Source organism: Streptomyces sp. 7R007, from assembly GCF_054850255.1.
Genome location: NZ_JBTWMV010000045.1, coordinates 38,160 through 62,753, shown reverse-complemented (window position 1 = coordinate 62,753; position 24,594 = coordinate 38,160). Strand labels below are relative to the sequence as shown.

At 73.5% G+C, this 24,594-nt stretch carries 21 protein-coding genes, 1 other RNA gene and 1 pseudogene; 8 read left to right on the top strand and 15 right to left on the bottom strand.

The window, feature by feature from the left end:
* Positions 1–27: 27 nt before the first annotated feature.
* Genes ACYF6T_RS36080 through ACYF6T_RS36065 form a run of 4 tightly spaced genes read right to left on the bottom strand, consistent with a single transcriptional unit; the run spans position 28 to position 3,506 of the window.
* Positions 28–1,062, bottom strand: a complete 1,035-nt coding sequence (locus tag ACYF6T_RS36080; protein ID WP_461701852.1) for an LLM class flavin-dependent oxidoreductase — start codon at positions 1,060–1,062, stop codon at positions 28–30.
* 35 nt (positions 1,063–1,097) lie between these two features.
* Positions 1,098–1,826, bottom strand: a complete 729-nt coding sequence (locus ACYF6T_RS36075; RefSeq protein WP_461701851.1) for an SDR family NAD(P)-dependent oxidoreductase — start codon at positions 1,824–1,826, stop codon at positions 1,098–1,100.
* A gap of 31 nt (positions 1,827–1,857) precedes the next feature.
* The gene (locus tag ACYF6T_RS36070; protein ID WP_461701850.1) at positions 1,858–2,712 is read right to left on the bottom strand and encodes a DUF6081 family protein; all 855 of its coding nucleotides are present in this window, start codon (positions 2,710–2,712) and stop codon (positions 1,858–1,860) included.
* 8 nt (positions 2,713–2,720) lie between these two features.
* The gene (locus tag ACYF6T_RS36065; RefSeq protein ID WP_461701849.1) at positions 2,721–3,506 is read right to left on the bottom strand and encodes an SDR family NAD(P)-dependent oxidoreductase; all 786 of its coding nucleotides are present in this window, start codon (positions 3,504–3,506) and stop codon (positions 2,721–2,723) included.
* 171 nt (positions 3,507–3,677) lie between these two features.
* Here ACYF6T_RS36065 and ACYF6T_RS36060 point away from each other — a divergent pair, with 171 nt between their 5' ends.
* From ACYF6T_RS36060 to ACYF6T_RS36050, 3 genes are read left to right on the top strand one after another with little or no spacing between them, the layout of a single operon-like run.
* Positions 3,678–4,130: a nuclear transport factor 2 family protein gene (locus ACYF6T_RS36060; protein ID WP_461701847.1), complete on the top strand. Its 453-nt coding sequence runs from the start codon at positions 3,678–3,680 to the stop codon at positions 4,128–4,130.
* 41 nt (positions 4,131–4,171) lie between these two features.
* Positions 4,172–5,881, top strand: coding sequence for an acyl-CoA dehydrogenase (locus tag ACYF6T_RS36055; protein ID WP_461701846.1), 1,710 nt, complete (start codon positions 4,172–4,174; stop codon positions 5,879–5,881).
* Positions 5,878–6,807, top strand: coding sequence for a 4'-phosphopantetheinyl transferase family protein (locus tag ACYF6T_RS36050; protein ID WP_461701844.1), 930 nt, complete (start codon positions 5,878–5,880; stop codon positions 6,805–6,807). Before ACYF6T_RS36055 ends, ACYF6T_RS36050 begins: the two co-directional genes overlap by 4 nt.
* A gap of 4 nt (positions 6,808–6,811) precedes the next feature.
* Here the strand turns inward: ACYF6T_RS36050 and ACYF6T_RS36045 are convergent, their stop codons facing one another.
* Positions 6,812–7,630: an AfsR/SARP family transcriptional regulator gene (locus ACYF6T_RS36045; protein WP_461701842.1), complete on the bottom strand. Its 819-nt coding sequence runs from the start codon at positions 7,628–7,630 to the stop codon at positions 6,812–6,814.
* Between the two features lie 212 nt (positions 7,631–7,842).
* Between ACYF6T_RS36045 and ACYF6T_RS36040 the strand changes: the two genes are divergently transcribed.
* A complete protein-coding gene (locus ACYF6T_RS36040) occupies positions 7,843–8,442 on the top strand; it encodes an NADH oxidase (protein WP_461701841.1) in 600 nt (199 codons plus the stop codon).
* A gap of 251 nt (positions 8,443–8,693) precedes the next feature.
* Here the strand turns inward: ACYF6T_RS36040 and ACYF6T_RS36035 are convergent, their stop codons facing one another.
* Entirely contained in the window at positions 8,694–9,302 is a 609-nt protein-coding gene (locus tag ACYF6T_RS36035) for a response regulator transcription factor (RefSeq protein WP_461701839.1), read from the bottom strand.
* Positions 9,303–9,454: 152 nt separating this feature from the next.
* Here ACYF6T_RS36035 and ACYF6T_RS36030 point away from each other — a divergent pair, with 152 nt between their 5' ends.
* Positions 9,455–10,375 carry an MBL fold metallo-hydrolase gene (locus ACYF6T_RS36030; protein ID WP_461701837.1) on the top strand — a complete coding sequence of 307 codons (921 nt, stop codon included), beginning with the start codon at positions 9,455–9,457 and terminating at the stop codon, positions 10,373–10,375.
* A 61-nt stretch (positions 10,376–10,436) separates the two neighbouring features.
* On the opposite strand, the gene ACYF6T_RS36025 is transcribed toward ACYF6T_RS36030, so the two are convergent.
* The 4 genes from ACYF6T_RS36025 to ACYF6T_RS36010 form a co-directional block, all read right to left on the bottom strand.
* Positions 10,437–10,949 carry a flavin reductase family protein gene (locus ACYF6T_RS36025; RefSeq protein ID WP_461701835.1) on the bottom strand — a complete coding sequence of 171 codons (513 nt, stop codon included), beginning with the start codon at positions 10,947–10,949 and terminating at the stop codon, positions 10,437–10,439.
* Between the two features lie 121 nt (positions 10,950–11,070).
* The gene (locus tag ACYF6T_RS36020; RefSeq protein WP_461701833.1) at positions 11,071–12,309 is read right to left on the bottom strand and encodes a sensor histidine kinase; all 1,239 of its coding nucleotides are present in this window, start codon (positions 12,307–12,309) and stop codon (positions 11,071–11,073) included.
* Positions 12,310–12,441: 132 nt separating this feature from the next.
* Positions 12,442–14,757, bottom strand: a complete 2,316-nt coding sequence (locus tag ACYF6T_RS36015) for a TOMM precursor leader peptide-binding protein (protein WP_461701831.1) — start codon at positions 14,755–14,757, stop codon at positions 12,442–12,444.
* Positions 14,758–14,762: 5 nt separating this feature from the next.
* Positions 14,763–15,026: a hypothetical protein gene (locus tag ACYF6T_RS36010; protein WP_461701830.1), complete on the bottom strand. Its 264-nt coding sequence runs from the start codon at positions 15,024–15,026 to the stop codon at positions 14,763–14,765.
* A 315-nt stretch (positions 15,027–15,341) separates the two neighbouring features.
* Here ACYF6T_RS36010 and ACYF6T_RS36005 point away from each other — a divergent pair, with 315 nt between their 5' ends.
* A complete protein-coding gene (locus ACYF6T_RS36005) occupies positions 15,342–16,871 on the top strand; it encodes an APC family permease (RefSeq protein WP_461701828.1) in 1,530 nt (509 codons plus the stop codon).
* A 678-nt stretch (positions 16,872–17,549) separates the two neighbouring features.
* Here the strand turns inward: ACYF6T_RS36005 and rnpB are convergent.
* From rnpB to ACYF6T_RS35985, 4 genes and pseudogenes are all read right to left on the bottom strand, one after another.
* Positions 17,550–17,956, bottom strand: an RNA gene (gene rnpB / locus ACYF6T_RS36000) — RNase P RNA component class A.
* A gap of 118 nt (positions 17,957–18,074) precedes the next feature.
* Positions 18,075–18,830: pseudogene (locus ACYF6T_RS35995) on the bottom strand (DMT family transporter); the annotation flags it as partial.
* Positions 18,831–18,912: 82 nt separating this feature from the next.
* Positions 18,913–19,740: a helix-turn-helix transcriptional regulator gene (locus ACYF6T_RS35990; protein ID WP_461701826.1), complete on the bottom strand. Its 828-nt coding sequence runs from the start codon at positions 19,738–19,740 to the stop codon at positions 18,913–18,915.
* A gap of 87 nt (positions 19,741–19,827) precedes the next feature.
* Positions 19,828–20,466, bottom strand: a complete 639-nt coding sequence (locus ACYF6T_RS35985; protein WP_461701825.1) for a TetR/AcrR family transcriptional regulator — start codon at positions 20,464–20,466, stop codon at positions 19,828–19,830.
* Between the two features lie 48 nt (positions 20,467–20,514).
* Here ACYF6T_RS35985 and ACYF6T_RS35980 point away from each other — a divergent pair, with 48 nt between their 5' ends.
* Positions 20,515–22,110, top strand: coding sequence for an FAD-dependent oxidoreductase (locus ACYF6T_RS35980; RefSeq protein WP_461701824.1), 1,596 nt, complete (start codon positions 20,515–20,517; stop codon positions 22,108–22,110).
* A 20-nt stretch (positions 22,111–22,130) separates the two neighbouring features.
* On the opposite strand, the gene ACYF6T_RS35975 is transcribed toward ACYF6T_RS35980, so the two are convergent.
* The gene (locus ACYF6T_RS35975) at positions 22,131–23,567 is read right to left on the bottom strand and encodes an RNB domain-containing ribonuclease (RefSeq protein WP_461701823.1); all 1,437 of its coding nucleotides are present in this window, start codon (positions 23,565–23,567) and stop codon (positions 22,131–22,133) included.
* A 238-nt stretch (positions 23,568–23,805) separates the two neighbouring features.
* On the opposite strand from ACYF6T_RS35975, the gene yaaA reads away from it, so the two are divergent.
* Positions 23,806–24,588 (top strand): peroxide stress protein YaaA, encoded by a 783-nt coding sequence (gene yaaA / locus ACYF6T_RS35970; protein ID WP_461701822.1) that lies wholly within the window; start codon positions 23,806–23,808, stop codon positions 24,586–24,588.
* Positions 24,589–24,594 lie beyond the last annotated feature (6 nt).

Here is a 24,594-nt window from a genome sequence, read left to right as displayed (position 1 = left end):
CTCCGCGAGGAGGCGCCCGGCCCTTGGTCATACGGTCCTCGAAAGGCGCAACGCGTGCGCCGCGAGCCGTAGTTGCCCGACGCGCCCGGTGACATCCGTGTCCGTCGCCGACACCATCACGCCCAGCGAGGTCACCCCCGCCTCGGCGTACGCACGCATCCGGCGCGCGATCCGGTCGACGGGGCCCGCGAGCGCCGTGGCGTCGACGAACCCGGCCGGCACCGCGGCGGCGGCCCCCGTCGGGTCGCCGGCCGCGAGCCGGCGTCGTACCCGTGCCGCCTGCCGGGCGTGGCCGAGGGCCACGGCGAGCCGGTAGTGGCAGTTGGCGTCGGGGTCGCCGATGCCGAGGAGGTGGGCGTAGTGGGCGCGCAGGAGGTCGACGGCCGTGTCCAGGTCGGCGGCGACGGCCGTGGGCAGGCTGGGCAGCACCTCGAAGCCGGTCAGGTCACGGCCGGTGCGGGCGCGGCCGGCGGCGAGTTCGCGCAGCACGTCCGCGAGCGCCTCGGCGGGGGTGAGCGCGCCGAGCCAGCCGTCGGCGATCTCCCCGGCCAGGCGCAGGGTCCTGGGTCCGGCGGCGGCCAGATACAGCGGGACGGGGCGGCCGGAGGGCTCGGTGGTGATCCGCGGGGGCACTCCCCCGTTCCCCGGGGTGCCGGGCAGGCGGTAGTGGCGGCCCTGGTGCTCGACCGGTTCGCCGGTCAGCGCGCGGCGCACCACGCCGACGTACTCGCGGGTGCGGGCGAGGGGTTCGGTGAACGCGGCGCCGTACCAGCCGTCGGCGACCTGCGGGTTGGAGACGCCGAGGCCCAGCCGGAACCGGCCGCCGCTGACCGCGTCCAGGGTCGCGGCCGTCAGCGCGGTCAGGCCCGGGGGCCTGGCGGGCATCTGCATGACGGCGGAACCGAGGCCGATACGGCGCGTCGCCCCCGCCATCAGACCGAGGACGCTCGGCGCGTCCGAGCGCAGGCCTTCCGGGGCGAGGGCGAGGGTGTATCCGAGGTCCTCCGCGGCGCGGGCCAGCCGGCCCGCGCCCTGGTAGCCGAGGTTGGCGCCGAGTCGCACGTCCTACGGTCCTTCCGCTCGGCGGCACATGAAGGTCACAGGAGGTGGGCACCGCCGTCCACGCTGAGCACGGCACCGGTGGTGTAGGCGGAGGAGACCAGGCCGAGGACGGCGTCGGCCACGTCCCGGGGGTCGCCGACCCGGCGCAGCGGGGTGGCCTCGCGCACGTGCTCGGCGATCGCGGTGAAGTCCTTGGTCCAGGGGGTGTCGATGAGTCCGGGGGCGACCGCGTTGACGCGGATCTCGGGGCCCAGGACGTTGGCCAGCAGCCGGGTGAGGTGCTCGATGGCCGCCTTGCTGATCGCGTACGGGATGCAGCTGCCGGCGGGGCGGCTGCCGGCCACCGAGGAGACGCTGACCACGACGGCGTCGCCCGCGGCCTTCAGGTGCGGTACGGCGGCCACGGTGGTCTGCCAGGTGCCGATGACGTTGAGTCCGAGGATCTCGCGCCAGATGTCGGGGGTGGCGGCCTCCAGGTCGGCGTGCGGGATGAGGCGGGTGGTGCCGGCGTTGTTGACCAGGACATCGAGGCGTCCGTAGTGGGCGACGGTCTCGGCGACCAGGCGGCGGGCGTCGGCCTCGTCGGCGATGTCGGCCTGGATGTAGTGGGCGTCGGGCAGTTCGGCGGCGAGCTTCTCGCCCTCCTCCACCGAGCGGGCCGAGTTGATCACCACGCGGATGTTCTCGGCGGCCAGGCGGCGGGCGACGGCCTCGCCGATGCCGGAGGTGGAACCGGTCACCAGGGCGACGCGTTTGGCGGACATGCGGGGTAACTCCCTTGAGTGAGGGGCGGGTTCAGACGGGCCGCGTGGTGACGCGCAGGCGGCGGGCGTCGAGGCGCACGCCCTGTCCGGCCGGCTCGGCGGCGAACAGGCTGAAGCCGAAGCAGAGCTGGCGCGGGGTCACCGGTTCCTCCGGACCGGGGACGTCCCACATCAGGAAGGAGTCGTGGAAGTCCTGGTGTCCGATGCTCGCCACGCTGAGGACCTCGGTGCCGTCCAGCGTCCAGGTGACGGTGGAGGCGGAGCGGTCCAGGGTGAGGGCGCAGTGGTGGAAGCGGCCCGGGCGCACACCGGCCAGCGGGACGGCGCAGGAGAACGCCCGGTGGGTGCGGCCGGCGACGGGCAGCCGCTCGTAGATCGCGTAGACGGCACTGCCGGTGAGGGCGAAGTCGAAGACCATGCCGGTCTCGCGGTCGAAGCCGAGCAGCACGCCGGCGGCCCGGGCGACGTCGCGCGCGGGGTCGGCCGCGGCACCGTCGGCGGGGGAACCGCCGGTGCCGAAGGCCCGTACCGCCACCTCGGCCTCCGCGGTGAGCAGCCGGCCGGGTACGGCGTCGAAGCCGGGCAGTCCGGAGCTCGCGGTGGCGCGCAGGGCGGCCGTCCAGCGCAGCAGGGCGCTGGGCGGTTCGGGGCCGGTGGGGCGGGCGAAGGCGGGGTCGCCGGTGCCGGGGTGCAGGCCGGTGGGGACGACGGTGAAGCCGTCCTCGGTGCGGCGGACGATCCCGTCGCCGTGCGGCAGGCCCCCGGCGGGCCGCAGCTCCCAGGGGGCGTCCGCGCCGGTGTGGCGCAGGCCGTCTCGGAAGTCGTCCTGGAACAGGGTGTGTTCGGCCGTCGCGGCCGGCCGGAGCGGGTGCTGCTGCGTGATCACGGCTCTCCCTAGTAGTTGCCGAGACCGCCGCACACGTTGAGGGCCTGCGCGGTGACGGCGGCCGCGTCGTCACCGACCAGGTACTCGACCATGGCGGCCACTTCGCGGGTGGTCACATAGCGGCCCAGCGGGACGCGGGCGGTGATGCGGTCGTGGGTCTCCTGCTCGCTGACGCCCCAGATCCCGGCGTAGTGCTCGCGCACCCGCTCGGCCATCGGCGTCTCGACGAAGCCGGGGCAGACGGCGTTGACGGTGATGCCGGTGCGGGCCAGCTCCAGGCCGAGGGCCTTGGTGAAGCCGACGACGCCGTGCTTGGAGGCGGAGTAGGGGGCGGCGTGCACGACGCCCTGCTTGCCGCCGGTGGAGGCGATGCTGATGATGCGGCCGCGGCCGGCGGCGAGCATGCCGCCCGTGGTGAGGACTTCCTTGGTCATCAGGAAGACGCTGTTGAGGTTGGTGTTGATCACGTCGAGCCACAGCTCGTCGGGGATCTCGGCGGTCGCGCCGCCGCCGCTGCGGCCGGCGTTGTTGACCAGGATGCCGACGGGGCCGAACCGGTCGACGGCGGCGCGCACATAGGCGCGGATCTGCTGCGCGTCCGCCACGTCGCAGACGGTGCCGTCGGCGTCGTAGCCCTTCTCCTGAAGGGACTTGACGGTGCTCGTCAGCTCCTCGGACTTGCGGGCGCACAGGTAGAGCCGGGCGCCGAGCGAGCCGAGGCGGTCGGCGATCTCCAGGCCGATGCCACTGGTCGCCCCGGTCACCAGCGCCACGGGCGCCGCGGTCTGCGTCATGTCTCCTCCAAGGTCGTGCGTCGGACGGTCGCCTCCGAGACTCGGCAGGTCCTCTGGAGCACCCCTCAAGGCGGCCTTGAGCAGCGGGTTCGATCAGCGGGCTTCGAGCCGCGTTCGAGGGGGCGGGGTGATGGTGGGCCGGTCAACGACCGCCCCGAACAGGAGAGTCGGATGTCCCAGACCCTCACCACCACCGACGCGCCGACCGACGTCACCCCCGACGTGTACGCGCGCGTCCAGCACTTCTACGCCCACCAGATGCAGGCCCTGGACGGTCTGCGGTTCGAGGACTACGCGGCCACCTTCACCGAGGACGGGACCTTCCAGCACTCCCCGCAGGCCGAGCCCGCCCGCACCCGGCCCGGGATCGTCACCGAACTGGTGGAGTTCCACAAGCGGTTCGACGGCGACCCGGTGCAGCGCCGCCACTGGTTCACCCACATCGCGCTGACCCCGCAGCCCGACGGCTCCCTGGCCTCCACGGTGTACGCCCTGGTCGTCACCGTCCGCCCCGGCGGCAAGCCGGAGATCGCGCCGAGCTGCGTGGTGCACGACGTGCTGGAGGTGGACGGCGCCCGCGTGCTCACCCGCTCCCGGCTGGTGACGCACGACCAGATGTTCTGAGGCGTTCCGCGGGAGCGGACGGACGGAGGGAAGGGACGGCCATGCTGTCATCGGCGGACCCGGCGGACCGCGTGCGCGCGCTGGAGGAACTGCTCGGCGATCCGCTGGACGCGGCGAACCCGTTCGGACACCCCGCAGTGCTGGACGCCGACCGTCGGCATGACCTCCCGCCAGGCGGCGAGGAGTTGCTGGCCAAGCACGGGCTGCACGAGGAGCTGGTGCCGGCCGCACTCGGCGGCCGGCTGGACCGGCTCGACGCGCCGGCCCGGCTGCTGCGCGCGGTCTTCCGGCGGGACTTCGCGCTCGGGCTCGGCTTCGGCGCCGCCTCCCTCGTCGCCGGCGTCGCCGTGTGGGCGCACGGCTCACCCGTCCAACAGGCGCGCGTGGCCGACCTGTTGCTGGACGGCGGGCGTGCCTCGGTGCTGTTCCACGACATCGCGCACGGCAACGACTTCAGCACCAGCAGCGTCACCGCCTTCCCCGACGGGGCGGGCGGTCTGCTGCTCGCCGGGCACAAGGCGGTGGTGACCAACGCGGCCCGGGCCCGCGCCCTGGTGGTGCTGGCCCGCACCGGGGCCGGCCGGGCGGGCGGCGCGCACTCGGCGGTCCTCGTCGAACGCGGTCGCGTGCCCGCCGGTGCCGTGCGCGACCTGCCCCGCCACCGGGCCGAGGGCATCCGCGGCTGCCCCGTCGGCGGCATCGAGTTCGCCGCCTGCCCGGTGCCGGCCGAGGCCCTGCTGGGTACGGCGGGCGGCGGCACCGAGGTGATGCTGCGCTGTCTGCAGATCACCCGCCCGCTCGTCCCGGCGATGGCGCTGGGCTGCGCCGACACCGCGCTGCGCACCGTCGTGGGGCTGTCCGGCTCGGGCGGCGCGCACGGAGTGCGTCCCCTGGACGCCCGCTACACCCGGGCGGCCGTCGCCGGCGCCTTCCTGGACCTGCTGTTGTGTGACTGCCTGCTGCTGGCGGCGATCCGCGCGCTGCACGTGACGCCGGGCGACTCCAGCGTGCCGGCCGCCGCGGCCAAGTACCTGGTGCCGAGGGTGCTGCGGGAGGCCGCCGACGATCTCGCGGCGATCCTCGGGCCGCGGGTGCACCGGGAGGAGGGCGCGTACGGCACCTTCCGCAAGCACCTGCGGGACCTGGCGGGCATGCCGCCGGGGCACGCGGGCGCCGCCGCGAGCCTGGCCAGCCTGCTGCCCCAACTCCCGTACCTGGCCCGGCGTTCCTGGCGCCCCGGCACGGACGCGGCGCCCGGCGCCCTGTTCCGCGCCGACGGCCCCCTGCCGCCCTGGGACCCGGCCGCCCTCGCCCTGGCCGCCCGGCACGACCCCCTGGCCGCGGCCCTGCGCGACGCGCCGTCCCGGCTGGGCCGGCGGCGGACGCCCCTCGCCGCCCTCGTCCGCCGACTGGCCGCCGAGATGGACCTGTTGGCCGAGGAGTGCCGTCGCCTGCCGGAAGGCGACCCCGCCGGACTGGCCAACCCCCGCGGCTTCGCCCTCGCCGAGCGGCACACCCTGCTCGCGGCGGCCGGCGCCTGCCTCGGCGTGTGGGACTCCGACCCGCGACGAGCCGACCCGGCGCTGCTGTTGGGCGTCCTGGCCAGGATCGCCGTACGCCTCGGCCTGCCCGTGCCGGCGGAGGCCGCCGACAGCACGGCGGCGGCGATGACGGAGGTCCTGGCCCGCTGCCGGGCCGGCCGCACGCTCGACCTGTACGACGAACCACTGGCAGGAGGCACGCCCCCATGACGACGACACCCCACCTCACCCCGACCCCCCGGCGCCAGGACCCCGACCCGGCACCCAGTCCTCCGGGGCCGGAGCCGGTGTTTGCGTCTGGGCCCGGTGGGGCGCTGTGCGGTCTGCACAGTGCGTTGGCTGCCACCGGGTACGCGATGGTGTGGGGTCGACCGGAGGACTGGAGTCCCGAAGTCCAGGCGCTGCCCGCGTTGTTGGGTCGGGAGCTGGCTCGCTACGAGCGGATCGGCAGCCCCGGGCACCGGCAGCGGTTCGCGGCCTCCCGGATGCTGCTCAAGCACGCGGCGGCCGCGGCGCTGGGTGCCGAGCCGGAGGAGCTGGAGCTGGCGCGCAGGCCGGGCGGGCGGCCGTACGTCCGCGGCTGCGACCAGCTGGAGGTGAGCCTGAGCCACACCGGGCGGATGCTGGTCGTGGCGGTGAGCCGGCTGGGCCTGGTCGGGGTGGACGTCGAGGCGGCCGACCGGCCCGTCCTGGGCAGCCCCGTCGAGCGGGAGATCTGCGTCGCGCGGGAGGCGGAGGACATCGGCCGGCTGCCCGCCGAGCGGCGCAACGCCGCGCTGGTGCGGCTGTGGACGCTGAAAGAGGCGTACAGCAAGGCGCTCGGGTTCGGGATGCGGCTGCCGTTCACGTCCTTCGGCTTCGAACCGGTCGGCGGCGAGGGGCCGGGCCGGCTGCTGCGGGCCGACGGGGTGCCGGTGGAGCAGGGCGGCTGGACATTCGTGTCCCATGTGCTGGACGGCGCGTACACGGCGAGCGCCGCGATCGCGCGGGGCGCCCTCGGCACCAGCCGCGACACGCGGGCCCGCACGATGCTCGACGACGACCTCGCGGCCACCGTCCTGGCCGCCGCCGCCCACCGCACCGGGCCGGAACCCGCCCTCGACGGGGCGGAGTCCGGCCCTGGTGGTGACGAGTGACGGGTCAGGCCGACAGCCGCGCGGGCACGCCGTAGCCCGCGTCCTCGGGCAGGTCCAGGGACGGGCAGCCCGCCAGCATCCTGCCGTGCAGGTCCTGCAGCCGGGCCGAGGGCTCGATGCCGAGCTCCTCCACGAGCGTGCCGCGCAGCCGCTGGAAGGCCTCCAGGGCCCGCCAGGTGCTGCCGGAGCGGTGCAGCGCGAGCATCAGGTGGGCCACCAGGCTCTCCTGCATCGGGAACCGCTCGACCAGCATGCGCAGTTCGGCCAGCAGCGTGGCATGCCGGCCCACGGCCAGGTCGGCCTCGATGCGCTGTTCCAGGGCCCGCATCCGGGCCTCCTCCATCCCCACCAGGTCCAGCCCCAGCACCGGCCCCACGGGCACGTCCGCGAGGGCCGCCCCCCTCCACAGCCCGAGCGCGCGGGCCAGCAGGTCGGCGGCGGCACGGGCCTCGCCGCGCTCCAGGGCGGCGCCGCCGGCGGCCGACAGCCGCTCGAACTCCCGCAGGTCGCTGTCCTGCGCCGCCGCCTTCAGCAGGTAGCCGCCGTAGTTGGTGACGAGCACGTCCTTCGGCGTCACACCCTCCGCGTCGCCGAGCGCGGTCGCGATCTTCCTGCGCAGTTGCAGGATGTACGTCTGCAGCGTGGTGGCCGCACTGCGCGGGATGTCCTGGCCCCAGATCTCCTCCATGAGCGTGGCGGCGGGCACGACCCGGCCGGCCCGCAGGGCGAGCACGGCGAGGATCTGTCGTGGTTTTCCTGCGCTGGGCACGATCGACATGCCCCGTTCCCGGACCATCAGTGGTCCGAGCACCTTGATCTCCACAGCGGTACCTCCTAGGTCCTTGCCATGGATCGTCACACTCGGCCACCGCCCCTTCCCAGTGTCCTCGTCACCTTCCGGGGCGTGAACATCTCACCCCTCCCGCGTGAGCCGTTCACTGCCCCCGGTTCACGCGGCGGCCCGATACTCACAGCGGTTACGGGAGGTTGTGCGTGTCCTTCGATGGTGAGGTTCCGCGGACCGGCCCTTGTACGATGCCTCTGTGGTCGCTGCGCGAAGAGGTGACCGTGGAGGCGTACGCGGGCGGGGAGTTGGTGCTGCGCTGCGGCGCCGCCGCCGAGGCCGTACGGTGTGCGGACCCGGTGCTGCGCGAGGTGCTGCGCCGGATGACGCTGGGGCCCGTGCTGCTGTCCAACGTGCACACGTCGCTGGCCCACCCGGCCACCCGCGCCCCCGGCGCCCGCCTGCCCGAGACCTCCCCGGTGTGGCCGGTCCTGCGCAGCCTGTCCCACCTGGTGGTGCGCAGCCTGGGCACGGACGACGAGAAGGGCCCGCTGCTGTCCGTGTTCACGCTGACCCGTGACACGGCCTTCGATCCGGTACGGCTGCCCGCGGCGGCCCCGCTGCGCCTGTCGCCGTTCGCGACCCTGCGCACGGTGGCGGGCGCGCTGGTGGTCGAGTCGGTCCTCACGCCGTTCCGCGTGGTGCTGCACCGCCCGGAGGCGGCCTGGTCGGCGCGGGTGCTGGCCCGCCCGATGAGCCCGGCGACGGTCCTGGCGCTCCCGCCGGCTCCGGCCACGGCGGCGGACATCCTGGCGTATCTGGCGGCGGCGGGCATGACCGCCGAGGGCTGAGCCGCGACGCCCTCCCCGGGGGCCTGTCCTTCGGATCGGACCGGCTGCAGGGTACGGCGCATCGTGGCCGACCCGAGCGGGGCGATGGGGGTGCCTGCGCGCGAGGCCGTTCGAGCGGAGGGGGCGTGCAGATGCAAGGCGGAGGAGGGAGCCGACGCGGAGCGACAGGGACCCCTCCCGCGCGAGCGAAGCCGAGCGTGGGGAAGTGCGTGCCAGACCCCGCGACGCCGGGCTGATCCGGAAGACAGGGCCTAGATCAGCCACCCGGACTCGCGGGCGATGCGCACCGCGTCCAGCCGGTTGCGTCCGTTCACCTTGGACACCACGCTCGTCAGGTAGTTGCGCACCGTCCCCACCGACAGATGCAGCTGCTCGGCGATCTCGGAGGCCTCCGCCCCGTCCGCCGTCAGCTTCAGCACCTCCAACTCCCGGTCGGTCAGCGGGCTTTCGGCGCCGCCCCAGGCGTCCATCGCCAGCTGCGGGTCGATCACCCGGTGCCCGGCGTGCACCCTGCGCACCGCCTCGGCGAGCTCCTTCGGCCGGGCGTCCTTGAGCAGGAACCCGGAGACCTTGGACGCCAGCGCCCGCCGCAGTGTGCCGGGCCGGCCGAGGCTGGTCAGGATCAGGCACCGGCACTCCGGGAGCCGGTCGTGCAGCTGCGCCGCGGCGGTCAGTCCGTCCACGCCGGGCAGGTCGATGTCGATGATGGCGACGTCCGGCCGCTCGTCGAGGGCGGCCGGCACGATCCGGTCACCGCGCTCCACCTCGGCGACGACCTCGAAGTCGTTCTCCAGTTGCAGCAGGGCAACCAGAGCGCCTCGGACCATGTGCATGTCCTCGGCCAGCAGGATGCGTATCAAAGCGTGTCTCCCCGTTGAGGGCTTGGGCCACTCACACTGCTCGTACTCCGACGATCGTAACCAACCGATCGCTGTCCGTCCGGGTTCGACCGGCACTCGATACGCGGCGGTCACCGTGGTCGTCCTGGCCACGAGCAGATCAGGAGAGGGCTGTGACAGTGCTGCGTACGGAGTCGGAACCGAAGCTGGAGGAGGTCGCCGAGGGCGTCTTCGCCTACGTCCAGCCGGACGGCGGCTGGTGTCTGAACAACGCCGGTGTGATCGTGTCCGGCGGGGAGTGCGCCGTGGTGGACACGGCGGCCACCGCCTCCCGCGCGCTGGCCCTGCGGGACGCGGTGCGCGGCGTGTCGGCCAACTCGCCGCGGACGGTGGTCAACACGCACTTCCACGGCGACCACACCTTCGGCAACTTCGTCTTCGCGCCGGAGGCGGTGGTGGTGGCGCACGAGCGCACGCGGACCGAGATGGCCGGGGCGGGGCTGCACCTGACGACCCTGTGGCCGGACGTGAAGTGGGGCGAACTCCGGCTGGCGCTGCCCTCGTTGACGTACCGGGACCGGCTGACGCTGCACGTCGGCGAGGTGAGCGCGGAGCTGCTGCACCTCGGCCCCGCGCACACCACCGACGACACCGTGGTGTGGCTGCCGGAGCAACGGGTGCTGTTCACCGGCGACTTGGTGATGTCGGGCGTCACCCCGTTCTGCCCGATGGGTTCCGTATCCGGTTCCCTCGACGCGATCGCCGAACTCCGGAGGCTGAACGCGCGCACGGTGGTGACCGGGCACGGGCCGGTGGCCGGACCCGAGGCCCTCGACCGGGCCGAGGGATATCTGCGCTGGGTGCAGGAGCTGGCCCGGCAGGGTCTGGCGGCCGGGATCGGCCCGTTGCAGCTGGCGCGGGAGACGGACCTCGGCGAGTGGGCCGAACTCCTCGACTCCGAGCGGCTGGTGCCGAACCTGCACCGGGCGTACGCGGAGGTGCTGGGCGGGGTGCCGGGCGAACGGATGGACATCGGGGCGCTGTTCGGGGAGATGGTGGAGTTCCACGGGGGACTGCCGGCCTGCCACGCGTGAGCGCCGGCGAGGACTGAAGCGGGCCCGACCGGGAAGCCGGCCGGGCCCGTCCGCGTCGGTGTCAGCCGCGCGTGCCCGCCAGTTCGGCGGCCGGGTCCCAGACGCTGTAGGCGCGCCGGTGGTAGAGCAGGGGCCGCCGGGAGAACACCTCCGCGGCCTCCACCCGGCCGATGAGGATCCAGTGGTCGCCCGCCTCCACCCGCTGCACGACCGTGCACTCGGCGTGCCCGAGGGCGATGTCACTGAGCACGGGCGCGCCGCCCGCCACCGCGGAGGGGCGCCAGGCGTGGCCGGCGAACTTGTCGGCCGACTTGCCCGCGAACCGCTCCGAGGCGTCCTGGCCGCCGTCGGCCAGGACATGCACGACGAAGGCACCGGAGTGCTGCAGGGCCGGCAGGCTGCGCGACCCCTTGTCGACGCAGACGAGCAGCAGCGGCGGGTTCACCGACACCGCGGACACCGCGTTGCACGTGAACCCGCGGGGCTCGCCCGTCCGGTCCAGCGTCGTGACGATCGAGACCGACGTCGGGAAGGAGCCGAAGAGCTCCCGGAACCGTCCTGCGTCCACGGCCATTTGAGCCTCACCGTCGCTTTCTCCATCCGGCTCGCACGGCACGGCGCCGCGCCTGGCACCGAGCATCGGCGAGCCGGGTGGAGGGCGGCTGGATGCCAACTGGAGGTCGGCAGAAGGCGATTCAGGCCACCGACTCCGGGGCGGGCCGCCGTACCTCCGGCTGCCCGGCCGGCCCCAGCGGAGCCTTGGCGAGCACCTCGAAACGGCCGTCCTCCCGCACGGACGCGATCAGCGAGCCGCCGACGTCGCTGAGGCGCACGGCGAGGTTGCCCAGGCCGCTGCCCCGGTGCGGGGAGGGGTCGCGGCGGGCGGGGTCGACCCCGTCGTTGACGACGGACAGCATCGCCTGCCCGCGCTGCTCCCAGGCCCTTATCGTGCAGCACCGCACCTCGCTGTGGCGCAGCACGTTGGTGATGCCCTCGCGCAGCACCGTCGCGAGCACGGTGTCCACCTGCGGGGCGAGCGGCCCCAGCCGGACGTCGACCTCGACGTCGACCCCCGCGGCGCCGAGCACCGAACCGGCCGAGGTGGCCTCCTGGGAGAGGGACATCTTGCGGTACCCGCTGGCCACCATCCGCACGTCCGCGAGCGACTGGCGGGAGATGTCGAGCACCGACTCGATCTCCTCGCGGGCCCGTTCGGGATGGCTGAGGGCGATGCGGTGGACCAGCTCGCACTTGAGCGTGATGGCGGAGAGGCTGTAGCCGAGCAGGTCGTGCAGGTCGCGGGCGAAGCGCAGGCGTTCGTTGGCGACGGCGGTGCGGGCGAGTTCACCCCGGGTGGCCTGGACCCGCACCACGAGGTCGGTGAGCCAGGTGAAGCCGTAGACGACGAGTCCGCACAGCAGCGTCGACTCCGCGTAATAGGCGCTCTCCGACAGGGGTTTGCCGTCCTCGATCGGCAGGCACAGCATGGTGAGCCCGATGGTTCCGTACAGGGTCCAGCCCACCCGGGCCGGCAGCACCAGCAGTACGGAACCGGCCAGGAAGCCCGCCATCGCGCCCCATTCGGAGCGGAAGAAGAACAGCGGCAGATAGGTGAGGGCGGCCTGCAGGCCGAGGGTGAGCAGCTTGCGGCGGCCCGGCGCGCGGGCGGCGCCGGCCGCCGAGTGCCGCAGTTGCAGAACGAAGATCAGCCCGAGGCTCACCAGGCCGATGACGAGCATGTACGGCCGCATGTGCTGGCGCGTGATGTTCAGGACGGTGATCAGCAGAAAGCTGAGCAGTACCGCGATCAGCATCGCGCGGGCGAGCCTGGGGGCGGGTATCTCCCCCGCGGTTCCCGGTCCGCGGCCGGGTGGGTCGGCGGCCGGGTCGCCGGCCGCCTCCCGCGGTTCGTGCTGTGACGTTTCGCCTGGCACGCTCCGGCGCGCTTCCCCGCGTGACACGTAGGTACCCCCCAAGTACGGCTACGACCGCGCAGCATCATACGGAGGTCGCGTCAACGCATGGCAAAAACCTGTCCATCCCCCCGCCGGGCCGGAAGTGTTCGGTCATACGAACAAGGGGATGGGGTTGAGCTGCTCGTACGGCGTCGGCGCGGCCAGCCGCCCTGTCCTGACCGGCACGTCGTAGAGCCGCCCGGGGGCGAAGCGCGCCCAGAAGTGCCTCAGGCCCGGGACGATCACCTTGACCACGGGAAGCCCGATGTCGGGGCGGGTCTGGTCGAGCACCAGCACCTCCAGGCCGTGGCGCCGGGTCAGGGCCAGGATGTCGGCGACGTCGTCGGCGAGGTCGGCGCGCGGGGCGTAGGACCAGTGGGCCGGGGTGCGCGGGCTTAGGTGCGGATCGGTGCGCAGATAGGGCTGGTTGGCGAGGGTGGCGTGCCGCCACCAGGCGAGCGGCTCGGCGTCGGTGAGGGTGTAGCCGGTGCCGTCGGGGCGGGCCGAGGCGGCGGCCGGCAGCAGCTGGGCCATCTCGGTCAGGGCGCGGCGCAGGGCGATCGCGGGGTCGAAGTGGGCGCCGAAGCCGAAGACGATGTCCTCGGCGGGCTTGTCGGTGCGCCGGGAGAGCGCGGCCACCACCGGGATGCCCAGGTCGGAGGTGAGGTCCAGGGCCCAGACCTCGCGGTTCAGGCGCCGGCAGCCGTCCTCGATCCGCTCCACCCAGGGGGCGTCGAAGGCGTCCAGGTCGAGAGCGGCGTGGCGGGTGCGGTTGTACCACCACAGGGCGACCGCGTCCCGCTCCACGAGCTCCAGGAAGCCCTGGACCAGGGCGTCTTCGAGGGTGGAGCCGGCGGCGTTGCCGTTGGAGTCGGCGCAGACGGAGTCGGGGCCGGCCTCCGCGTCGAAGTAGAGGAACGAGGTCGGCAGCAGCCGGTGGGTGCCCTCGGTGAGCGACCAGACGGGGGTCCAGTCCGTCGGCCGGCCGACGTCGAAGGGCCGCGGCACGTACTGGAAGTGCGACCGCGTCCGGTTCCACTCCTCGCGGTCGCGGTACTGGCGTACGTCGTAGAGCTGACAGGCGTTGGGGTGCAGGGCCGCGTCGCCCAGGGCGCGGTACGTGTCGTGGACGACGGGCTCGTCGCCGTGCCGTGATCCGCAGTACCGCTCGACGGCCTCGCCGAGCGCGCTCGCCCGCGCTTCGAGGGGGGTGAGCCCCTTGCCGCCGCTGAGATCGCGCAGCCCGGCCCGCAGCCCGGCGAGGGTGCGGGCGTCGACGGCGAGGTTCTGCCCGGACAGGCAGGTGTCGACGAAGCCGATGCCGGCCGGGTCCCGCCGTATCTCCCGCACGACCCCGGTGACGGGCCCCACCAAGTGGCCGTGCGCCTCAAGGAACTGACTGGGTGTCAGGGCCCGGTGCGCGTTGCCCGTGTCGTGCCCCTTGGGCCGGGAGACGGGGATCACGGGTCGGCCGACCCGCTCGGCGACCATGCCCGGGTCGCCGCACTCGGGGCACTGGGGCCTGCGGCGCACCTCGTGGCCGGTGCCGCGCAGGGTGAGAGTGTTGTAGGTGAAGACGGCGTCCTGGCGGTCGTAGCGCAGGCCGGCCAGCCACTTGGCGGCTTCCAGGACGGCCAGGTGCAGGCCGAGAGCGCGTCCGGCCGACGGCGAGGCCATGGGCCGGGGCACCGGGCCGGCCAGGCCCAGCGCCCGCTGCACGGGGCGTTCGGAGCGGCGGTGGCCGCGCAGGCGGTGCGCCAGGCAGGTCCAGCAGGGTCCGTCGCCCGGGCGGAAGACGGGGCCCGTCCAGGGTTCGAAGCCGCCGGGTTTGGCCAGCAACCAGGGTTGTCCGTCGGCCCGTTGGGCGGCGTCCACGGCGCGGAGGGCCGGGTCCAGGTAGTCGGCGCAGACGACGAGGGTGAGCGCGGCGGGCCCGTCGGTCACCCGGAGTCCGGCCCCGACGCAGACCTCGGCGACCTCACCCGGGTCGACACCGTCCAGACAGCGCACCCGCACGGGCGTACCGGCCACGAGGGCGGCGGCGCGCGCCCCGTCGAGGCCGGCGAGGTCCCAGTAGGCCTCGCCGGAATCGGGAACGCCGGACGGCTGGAGGCCGTCACCGGCACCGGACGAGCGGACGGCCTCCCCCGCGCCATGGGTGCGGACGAGGCCCGCCTCCACCAGGCGGCGGATGGCGTCCTCCGCCTGCGGTTGCGGCACCGCGTGGGACGCCTCCGTCAGGACTCCGGACAGGGTCCGGGTCCCGTCCAGCAGGGGCGCCAGCGCCTCGGCGTCCGCGCCCCGCAGCACGGTGACCCCCCGCGCCGACACGAGGTAGGCGGCCTCGCCCGGGACCACCTCGACCCTCAGATGTTTCTTGAACCCCACCCGCGGCTCCCCGGCCGCCCGCGGCTCCCGTCCCCCCATGGCGGTCACGCAGCGGCGCGCTCGGCGGGAACGCTGCGCACGCACAGGCCGGCCGAACCGCCCGGCACGCTGCGCAGGCACAGCCCGGCGGTCATCGGGCGCGTGCCGTCGAACACGTCGAGCTCCTCGATGTCCAGCCGCGCACGGGACCCGGCGCCCGGGACGGTCGGCCGCGGGGCGACGGTGCCGGGCAGCAGGCCGAGCCGGACGAGCTCGCCGTACGGGTCGACCTCGAAGATGTTCGCTGCGGTGGTGACGTTCTCGGTCATGGCGTTCCCTTCTCTCCGTCGTGTCGTCGCGACGGGCGTTTGTCGTCCGCCGCTGGAGAGAATCCTGCGAAGAGGCCGGTGGTCACGGACAGTGCCGTCTTCACCACTCGAACATGAACTTTTCATAGGTGTGCACGGGACCGCACACCGGCTGGGACGGGCCGGATGTTTCGGCGCCGTTTCGGGCACGTTGGCGGCTGAAGGCAAAGGTCAAGACTTGCACTCGACCACTTGTGTGTTTTTGTCGCGCGGTCCGATCATTGGCCGAATCCCGCCCCTGAATCGCATCCTGACCCGAACCTCCAGGAGCCCCCGGTGACCGCTGGCCAGATGACCCACGAGCCGGCCGACGCGCCGGCCGCGGCCCAGACCGAGCGGCAGAAACTGCGCAAGCACTTCGGCCGCTTCGACATCCTGTTCTTCCTGCTGTGCACGATCGTCGGCGTGGACACCATCGGCACGGTGGCCTCATCCGGCGCCGAGGCGTTCACCTGGCTCCTCGTGCTGGCCGTCGTGTTCTTCGTGCCGTCCGCGCTGCTCACCGCGGAGCTCGGGGCCGCCTTCCCCGACGAGGGCGGCCCGTACATCTGGACCAGCCGCGCCTTCGGCCGCCTGGCCGGCGCCGTCAACAACTTCCTGTACTGGATCACCAACCCGGTCTGGCTCGGCGGCACCCTCTCCGTCTCGGCCGTCACGGCGTACACGACGTTCTTCAACGACGGCAAGGACCTGTCCACCCCCGCCTTCTACGTCTTCACCCTGCTCTTCGTCTGGGTCGGCGTCCTGGCCGCGATCCTCTCCTTCGACATCGGCAAGTGGATCCCGACGATCGGCGCGTGGAGCCGTTTCGTCCTGCTCGGCCTGTTCACGCTGACGGTCGTGGTGTACGGCGTCCGGCACGGCCTGCACGGGTTCGGCGCCGGCGACTTCTCGCCGACGTACGCGGGATTCGTCGGCCTGGTGCCGGTCCTGATGTTCAACTACGTGGGCTTCGAACTCCCCAACACGGCGGGCGACGAGATGACGGACGCCCAGAAGGACGTCCCCTTCGCCATCTTCCGCAGCGCACTCCTGGCGGTCCTGCTCTACGCGCTCCCCATCCTCGGCATCCTCCTGGTCCTGCCGGTCAAGGCGATCTCCGGCCTCGGCGGTTTCATCGACGCGATCCGCCAGGTCTTCACGGTGTACGGCGGCCACGTCGGCGCCGACGGCACGGTCACGCTCAGCGGCGCCGGCAGCCTGCTCGGGGGCCTGGCCGCGATCCTGTTCATCCTGACGGTGCTGTCCTCGGGCGTCACCTGGGTCATGGGGTCCGACCGCGCCCTGGCCGTCTCCGGCTACGACGGCGCCGCTCCCCGCTTCCTCGGCGTCATCTCCAGCCGCTTCGGCACCCCGGTGCGGGTCAACATCCTCAGCGGCCTGGTCTCCACGCTCGTCCTGGTCCTGGCCCACGAACTGACCGACGGCAGCGCGGCGAAGCTCTTCGGCGCCGTGCTGGGCCTGGCGGTCTCCACCACCCTCGTCAGCTACCTGGGCATCTTCCCGGCCCTGGCGGTACTGCGCCGCAAGGCCCCGGAGGCCGAGCGCCCGTACCGGGCCCCGTTCCCCCGCACCATCAGCGCGGTCCTGACCGTCCTGATCCTCTTCGCCAGCGTCCAACTGGTCGCCCCCGGCCTCGGCGACCACTGGTTCGGCGCCGACTTCCGCCCGGACGGCTGGAGTTACGCCGAACGCTGGACCTACCTCCTGACGGAGGCGGTCCCCTTGGCCGGGTTCGTCGTGCTGGGGGTGCTGTTCTGGGCTTTGGGGAGACCTACGCGGACGGCGTCGGGCGCAAAGAGGTAGGCCCAGCGTGCGGCGGTGACGGCGAGACCGTCCGGCACCTGACCATCCGACCAGGGGGGCGACGGGCTCCAGAGTCATCGTCGTACCCCTGCCCGGCCCGCCCGGCGATCGTGGTCTCTTTCACCTGGCCGGAGTCGACGATCTCGACGCCGAGCGCGGAGGCGCCCGCCGACGCGCAACATGAGCAACGCGGCCCCGATCCCCCGGCGGCACGCGCCCGCCCGTTCGCCCGCAGTCCCCCTCACCTCTTTTTCTTTTTCCGGGGCGAGCGCAGGGGTGTGCAGAGGGGGATGTCGGGCTGCCTCCCATATGAGTAGCGGCCTACACAGAGGCCGCGCGCCGCCCCGAGGCGGCTACGCAGGACCCGTCAGAGATGACGTCGAGAACGTCACCGGAGTGGCAGCTGGAACCTTCCGCGCCTGGTGCGAACGCAACGCTGACGCCTTCCGCTGAAAAGCGGCACTGCGCGCGGCGGCAGAGGGCTGACCAGGCCGCCGCCGCGCCCGTCGCGAAATCCTTAGCGACACTGGATCATATTCCACGACCAAAATGTCCGGATATGCCGCACGGGCGGGGGCGGAAGCGCCGATGCCTACACCTCAGATTCGCCCCGGATTCGACCCAGATGGTTTGTTCGGTCAATAGGCATGGCCTCTGGCCTGCAGAAATGCGAAGCGGCAGACGAGTCGGGCTGTACGCCGGGTTCTGTGCCCCGGTCCCTCGCGGGAGTCGGGGTGACGGCCATCCATCTAGGGTCGACGTTGCCGTCGGCCTCGTGCGGTCTACCCGGGGACTCGGGCGGGCAGCCCTCGGGCGTCCCCGCAGGGCGCGTGTGACCGCGCCCCTCTTGACCTTGCTCCGGGTGGGGTTTACCTAGCTGCCCAGGTCACCCTGGGCACTGGTGGTCTCTTACACCACCGTTTCACCCTTACCGAGGACCGAGGTCCCCGGCGGTTTGCTTTCTGTGGCACTGTCCCGCGGGTCACCCCGGGTGGCCGTTAGCCACCACCCTGCCCTGTGGAGCCCGGACGTTCCTCGGGAAGCCCCCCGTCAAGGGGACTCCACGCGGCCGTCCGCCCGGCTCGTCTGCCGTGTCGACCATGTTACCGGGCGGGCGGAGCCCCTACGTGCCGGTCCCGCCGTCGCCAGTACCGACCCCGCCAGGATGAGGGCGAAGGCCACCCCTATGCCGAGGGTGAAGGGTTCGTCCAGGAACAGTGCCCCGGCCGCCACCGCCACCGCCGGGTTGACGTACGTGAAGACCGTCGCCCTGGTCGGGCCCGCCTCCTTGATCAGTTCCAGGAACGCCACGAACGCCAGCGCCGTGCAGATCACGCCCAGGCCCGCCAGGGCCGCCAGCACGGAGGCCGACGGGACCGTGGACGGCCACGACATCGCCGCCGCCGGCGCGTACACCAGCGCCGCCAGCGCCAGGCAGGGTGCCGTCAGTTGCAGCGTCGACACGTCCCTCAGCCAGCGTGCCGCGATCAGCGGGGCCGTCGCGTAGCCCAGCACCGTCAGCATGACCTCGCCGAGGGAGCGGGCGTCGCCGCCGGTGAGGTGGGGGACCGTGAGGACTCCGACCCCCACCAGGCCCAGCGCCAGGCCCGTCGCCCGCCGTGCCCCCAGGCTCTCCGTGTCGCCGAACGTGTCGCCGAGCGTGTCGCCGGACGTGCCACCGAAGAAGCGGGCCAGGACCACCCCGACGATCGGCACGCCCGCGATCAGCAGGCCCGCCGTCGAGCTCGACAGGTGGCGTTCGGCGTCCGTCAGCGTGAACCACGGGCCGATGATCTCTATGCACGCGAAGGCCAGCATCGGCAGCCAGTGGGAGCGGATCGTCCGCCACAGGCCGCCGCCGCGCAGCGCGAAGGGCAGCAGCAGCGCCGCGCCGAGCAGACAGCGCGTGAACACCACCACCGACGGGGACAGCGGGGCGTCCACCGCCACCTTGATCATCAGATAGGGGATGCCCCAGACCACTCCCATCAGGGAGAACAGGAACCAGCCGCGTGCAGTCATGCGCCCACCTTCGGCCGGATCAGGGCCTGACGTCTTGAACGCTGTTGCGGTACGCCGCCGGGGTCACCCCCAGGACGCGGCGGAACCAGCGGGTCAGATGCGCCTGGTCGGCGAAGCCCACCAGGGACGCCACCTCCGCCGGGCGCAGGCCCGTGTCCAGGAGGCGGCGGGCGCGGGTCACGCGGTACTGGGCCAGCCAGGCGTACGGCGGCAGGCCCATCGTCGTACGGAAGGCGCGCAGGAGCTGGTAGCGGGACAGGCCCAGGTCGCGTGCCAGGTCGGCCAGGGAGGGAGGGTCGAGGAGTTCGTCGGCCAGACGGTCCCGTACGAACGTGGTGATGTGGTGGGCTCCGGGGACCGGGTCGGCGGCGGAGCGTGCCGTGGAGTGGCGGCGGGCCAGGGCCGTCAGCAGCCAGGGCAGGCGGGACTCCGCCTCCAGGGGGTCGGGGCGGGCGCCCAGTTCCTGGTGCGTGAGGAGGATCGCCGCGGCCAGTTCCGGGTCGTCGATCAGCGGCTCGCGGAAGTGCGGGAGGCGGTCGCCCAGCGTGCCGTCGGTCAGCAGGGCCGTGTCCGCGTACAGGGCCCGGTAGGCGTAGCCGTCGGTCGCGTTGCCGGGGCCTCCCGTGTGCACCTCGCCCGGTGCCAGTACGACGATGGAGCCCGGGCCCGGGCGGATGCGGCCGCCGCGGTAGTCGATGACCTCCGAGCCGGCGACGCAGACGCCGACGGTGAACTCGTCGTGGGCGTGCGGGGCGTAGACGTGCTTGTCGAAGCGGGCGGTGAGGAGGTCGAGGTGGGGGCCGTCGCGGCCCAGGCGGGCCCGCGTCCACAGTGCCTGTTCGCCCATCCCGTTCGCCCCCTGCCGGTCCCTCTGGAGGGGTAACACCCCGCCGGTCCCCCTGGGGGGTAACACCGCGAGGCCCTTGTTCATGCCTCAGCCGAACACCCTCTCCAGCATCCCGAACGCCGCCGCCACCCTCCCCCGGTGGTCCTCCGCCACCGCCTCCGCCTCCTCGCCCGCCAGCAGCCGCCGGGCCGAGCCGACGAACACCGCGCGGTACGCCGCCACGGTCAGCGTCGCCAGCAGGCGCGGGTCCTCGACCTCCGGGGCCGTCTCCTCCAGGGCCCGCACCAGCGCCTCCTCGATCTCCTCGACGCCCTCGCGGGCGCGGGCGCGCAGTGCGGGCGAGTCCAGGACGACCTGGAAGAAGGCGGCGAAGTCGGACCGTACGCCCGAGAACGGGTGCTCCCGGTCGACCAGGTCGAGCGTGACGCGGCGGAGGGCGGCGAGCGGGGTCTCGTCGGGGCCCCGGTGCCGTACCGCCCCGGCGAACGTCTCGACCGCCTCGGGAATGCGGTCGAGGAACAGGTCCTCCTTGCGCGGGAAGTAGTTGAAGACCGTCATCGCCGAGACGCCGGCCCCGCGCGCGATCTCCGCGACGGTGACCTTCTCGAAGCCGCGCTCCTTGAACAGGCCCGTCGCCACGTCCGAGATCCGCTGCCGCGTCTCCCGCTTCTTGCGCTCCCGCAGCGGCAGCTCCCGCCCCCCGCCGCGCCCGTTTTCCTGCACCATGCGGAAAACTATAGCGGCTAAAAATTTTTAGTGACTACAATCAGTGCCATGAAGACGGATACGGAGACGCAGACCCGGGCCGAGTACGACGTGGTGGTGGCCGGCGCCGGGCCCGTAGGGCTGCTGCTGGGCTGTGAGCTGACGCTCGGCGGGGCCCGCGTGCTGGTGGTGGAGCGGTTGGCCGAGGTGGACGAGACGCTGAAGGCGGGCTCCATCAACACGCCGAGCACGGTCGCCCTGTACCGGCGCGGCATGCTGCCCGGGCTGGCCGAGGCGCAGGCGGAGATGCTGGCGAAGATACGGGGGTTCCAGACGGCGCAGGGCGAGGCGGCACCGGCGCCGCCGCCCCGGTTCGCCGGGCACTTCGCCGGGATCTGGCTGCACGGCGAGCGCCTGGACGAGTCGGACCCGGACTTCTCCGACCTCGGCCCGGTCGACGGTGTCGGCTTCGTGCCGCAGGCCCTGCTGGAGCGGCTACTCGCCGAGCGAGCACGGGAGTTGGGCGTCGAGGTGCGGCGCCGGACCGAGCTGACGGGGTTCGACGCGGACGACGACGGGGTGACCGTACGCGTCACGCACACGGACGGCTCGCGCGCCGAGGAGATCCGCGCCGGCTGGCTCGTCGGCTGTGACGGCGGGCGCAGCACCGTCCGCAAGCTCGCCGGGTTCGACTTCCCCGGCACCGACCCGGAGATCACCGGCTACCAGGCCATCGTCGAGATGACCGGCGCCGAGGGGCTCGAACGCGGCTGGAACACCACCGACGTCGGTACGTACGTCTACGGCCCGCTGCCCGGCCGTATCCTCACCGTCGAGTTCGACGGACCGCCCGCCGACCGCGTGTCCCCCATCACCGCAGCCGACCTGGAGGGCAGCCTGCGCCGGGTGACGGGAGCGGACGTCAGGGTGACGAAGGTGCTCTCGGCGACCCGGTTCACCGACAACTGCCGTCAGGTCGACAGCTACCGCGCCGGCCGCGTGCTGCTCGCGGGGGACGCGGCGCACGTGCACTCGCCGTTCGGCGGGCAGGGCCTGAACCTCGGCATCGGGGACGCGATGAACCTCGGCTGGAAGCTGGCCGCGGTGGTGAGGGGCACGGCGCCCGAGGGGCTGCTCGACTCCTACACGGCCGAACGGCACCCGATCGGCGCGTGGGTGCTGGAGTGGACGCGGGCGCAGATCGCGCTGATGCGGCCCGAGCGCAAGGCGCGCGTCCTGCGCAAGGTCGTCACCGAACTCACCGAGACGGTCGCCGGGACGACGTACTTCGTGAAGAAGATCTCCGGCGTCTGGCAGCACTACGACCTGCCCGGCGACCACCCCCTGGTCGGCCGCAGCGCCCCCGACCTCGAACTCGCCGACGGCCGGCGCCTCGCCGACCTGCTGCACTCCGGGCACGGCGTCCTGCTGGACCTCGCCGACGACCCCGAACTCCGTGCCCACGCGGAGGGTTACGACGGCCGCGTGGACGTCGTCACCACCACGTGCCCGGACCGGCCGGACCTCGCGGCGCTGCTGCTGCGCCCGGACGGGTACGTGGCGTGGGCCGCCGACGTAGACGGGCAGGGACAGGGACAGGGGCAGGCTCAAGGTCCGCTTGAGGCACTGGAGTTGTGGTTCGGGGCGGCGCAGACCCTCGTCTGAGGACGGGCCGCCGTCATCGCTCACGCGGGTGCGAACCGTACCTTCGCCGCTCCCGGATCGGCCTGCGTGAGCCGCACCCGCAGCCGCTCCCCCAGCGGCAGCGGGCCCTCGCCCTCGATCCGGCCGATGACCGCGGGCGACTCCAACTGCACCGTCCCGACGGCTGGTCGGCGTTCCTCCACGTCCACCACGCAGCCGTCGAACACCTCCCCCACCCGGTCCTTGAGCAGGGCCGCCTCCACGATGTCGACGCACTCCCGCTCGGCCGTCCCGGCGCGCCGGGTGCCCTCGGACATCTCGTGCGGCAGGGCGTCCAGCGCGGCGAGCACCCAGTCGGGCGGCGGCTGTCCGGCGACCGTCGCGAGACAGATCTCGGACGCGTACCGGTCGGCCAGCCGCCGCAGCGGCGCGGTGCAGTGGGCGTAGGGGGCGGCCACGGCGGCGTGGGTGGTGAGGGCCGGGAGGTCGCCGTCCCGGAACACGGTGTAGCCGGCGCCGCGCAGCAGCGTCGTGCACTCCTGGAGGAAGGCCGCGTGGCGGGGGTCGTGCGGGTCCAGGGACCGGATGAGCCGCGCGTACGAGACGTGGTGGGGCCAGTCGACGTGCAGCGCGTGCGCGGTCCGGCGCAGACGGCCCACCGCGCCGTCGGGGGCGGCGGGCAGGGTGCGCAGCACGCCCGTGCCGCCGGCCAGCATGAGGTCGGCGGCCGCCATGCCGGTGAGCAGGGAGATCTGGGAGTTCCAGGCGTCGGCGGGGAGCGGGGCGCGGTAGGCCGGCCGGTAGGTGTGGTCCTCCTCGACGATCTCCTGCTCGGGCACGTTGAGCGAGATCCCGCCCCGCTCCGCCTCCAGCCGCTCCCGCGCCTCGCCGACCTCCTTGAGCAGGGCCAGCGGCTCCTCGGCCGTGCCGTCGTCGATCCGCCGCTGCACGCCGGCGTAGTCGAGCCGGGCCCGGCTGCGGACGAGGGCGCGGCGGACGTCGGCGGCGCGGGTGCGGCCGTCGGCGTCCAGGTCGATGGTCCACAGGGCGGCGGGGCGGACCCGGCCCGGCAGCAGGCTCGCGGCGCCCTCGCCGAGCAGCGGCGGGTGCAGCGGGATCCTGCCGTCCGGGAGGTACAGGGTCGTCACCCGGCGGTGGGTCTCCGCGTCCAGGGCCGATCCAGGTACGACGAAGGCGGCGACGTCGGCGATGGCGTACCGGACGCGGTAGCCGGTGCCGTGCCGGGCCAGGTGCATCGCCTGGTCGAGGTCCATGGAGGCGGGCGGGTCGATGGTGAACAGGGGGACGCCGGTGGCGTCGTACGAAGGCGGTACGGCGGTCTTCGCGGCCCGCTCGGCCTCGGCGAGGACGTCCGGCGGGAAGCCGCCGGGCAGGCCCAGCTCGGTGCGCAGGGCGGCGAGCGCGGCCCGGAGGGGGGCCTCGGGGGCGCCGGTCACCCGGATGTGGCGGCGGGGCATACCGCGAGGGTAAGCCGATCGGGGTCGGTGCGCTGGCCGAGAACTCGGGAGGACCGGGGTCCGTACGCCGGCCCGGAACCCGGGAGAGCCGAGGGCTGTGCGCCGGGCCGGAACTCGCGAGTAACAGAGCCGTGCGCGTGCCGGAACCCGGGACGGCCGGAAACCGTACGCCGCGCGGGAGATCAGCAGGAGCGGGGACCGTACGCTGTCCGGGAGCTCAAGAGTTAGGAGATCCTCCGTGCTGGTCCTGCTGCCTCCCTCCGAAGGCAAGGCCTCCTCCGGCCGTGGCGCCCCGTTGAAGCCGGAGTCGCTGTCCCTGCCGGGGCTGACGGCCGCGCGTCTGGCCGTGCTGGACGAGCTGGTCGAGCTGTGCGCGGCGGACGAGGAGAAGGCGCGCGAGGTGCTCGGACTGACCGAGGGGCTGCGCGGCGAGGTGGCCAAGAACGCCGGGCTGCGCACGGCCGGGGCGCGGCCCGCCGGGGAGATCTACACGGGCGTGCTGTACGACGCTCTCGACCTGGCGTCCTTGGACACCGCCGCGAAGAAGCGGGCCGCGCGCTCGCTGCTGGTCTTCTCCGGGCTGTGGGGCGCGGTGCGGGTGACGGACCGGATCCCCTCGTACCGCTGCTCGATGGGTGTGCGCCTGCCGGGGCTCGGCGCGCTGGGCGCGCACTGGCGGGCGCCGATGGCGGCGGCGCTGCCCGAGGCCGCCGGCGACGGGCTGGTCCTGGACCTGCGGTCCTCGGCGTACGCGGCCGCCTGGAAGCCGAAGGGCGAGGTCGCGGGGCGCACGGCGACGGTACGGGTGCTGCACGCGCCGACGCGGAAGGTGGTCAGCCACTTCAACAAGGCGACCAAGGGGCGGATCGTGCGCAGTCTGCTGACGGCGGGGGCGCGTCCCGCGGGTCCGGCGGAGCTGGTGGAGGTGCTGCGCGACCTCGGCTACGTGGTGGAGGCGCAGGCGCCCGCGAAGGCGGGGCAGGCGTGGGCGCTGGACGTGCTGGTGGACGAGGTCCACTGACCCTGC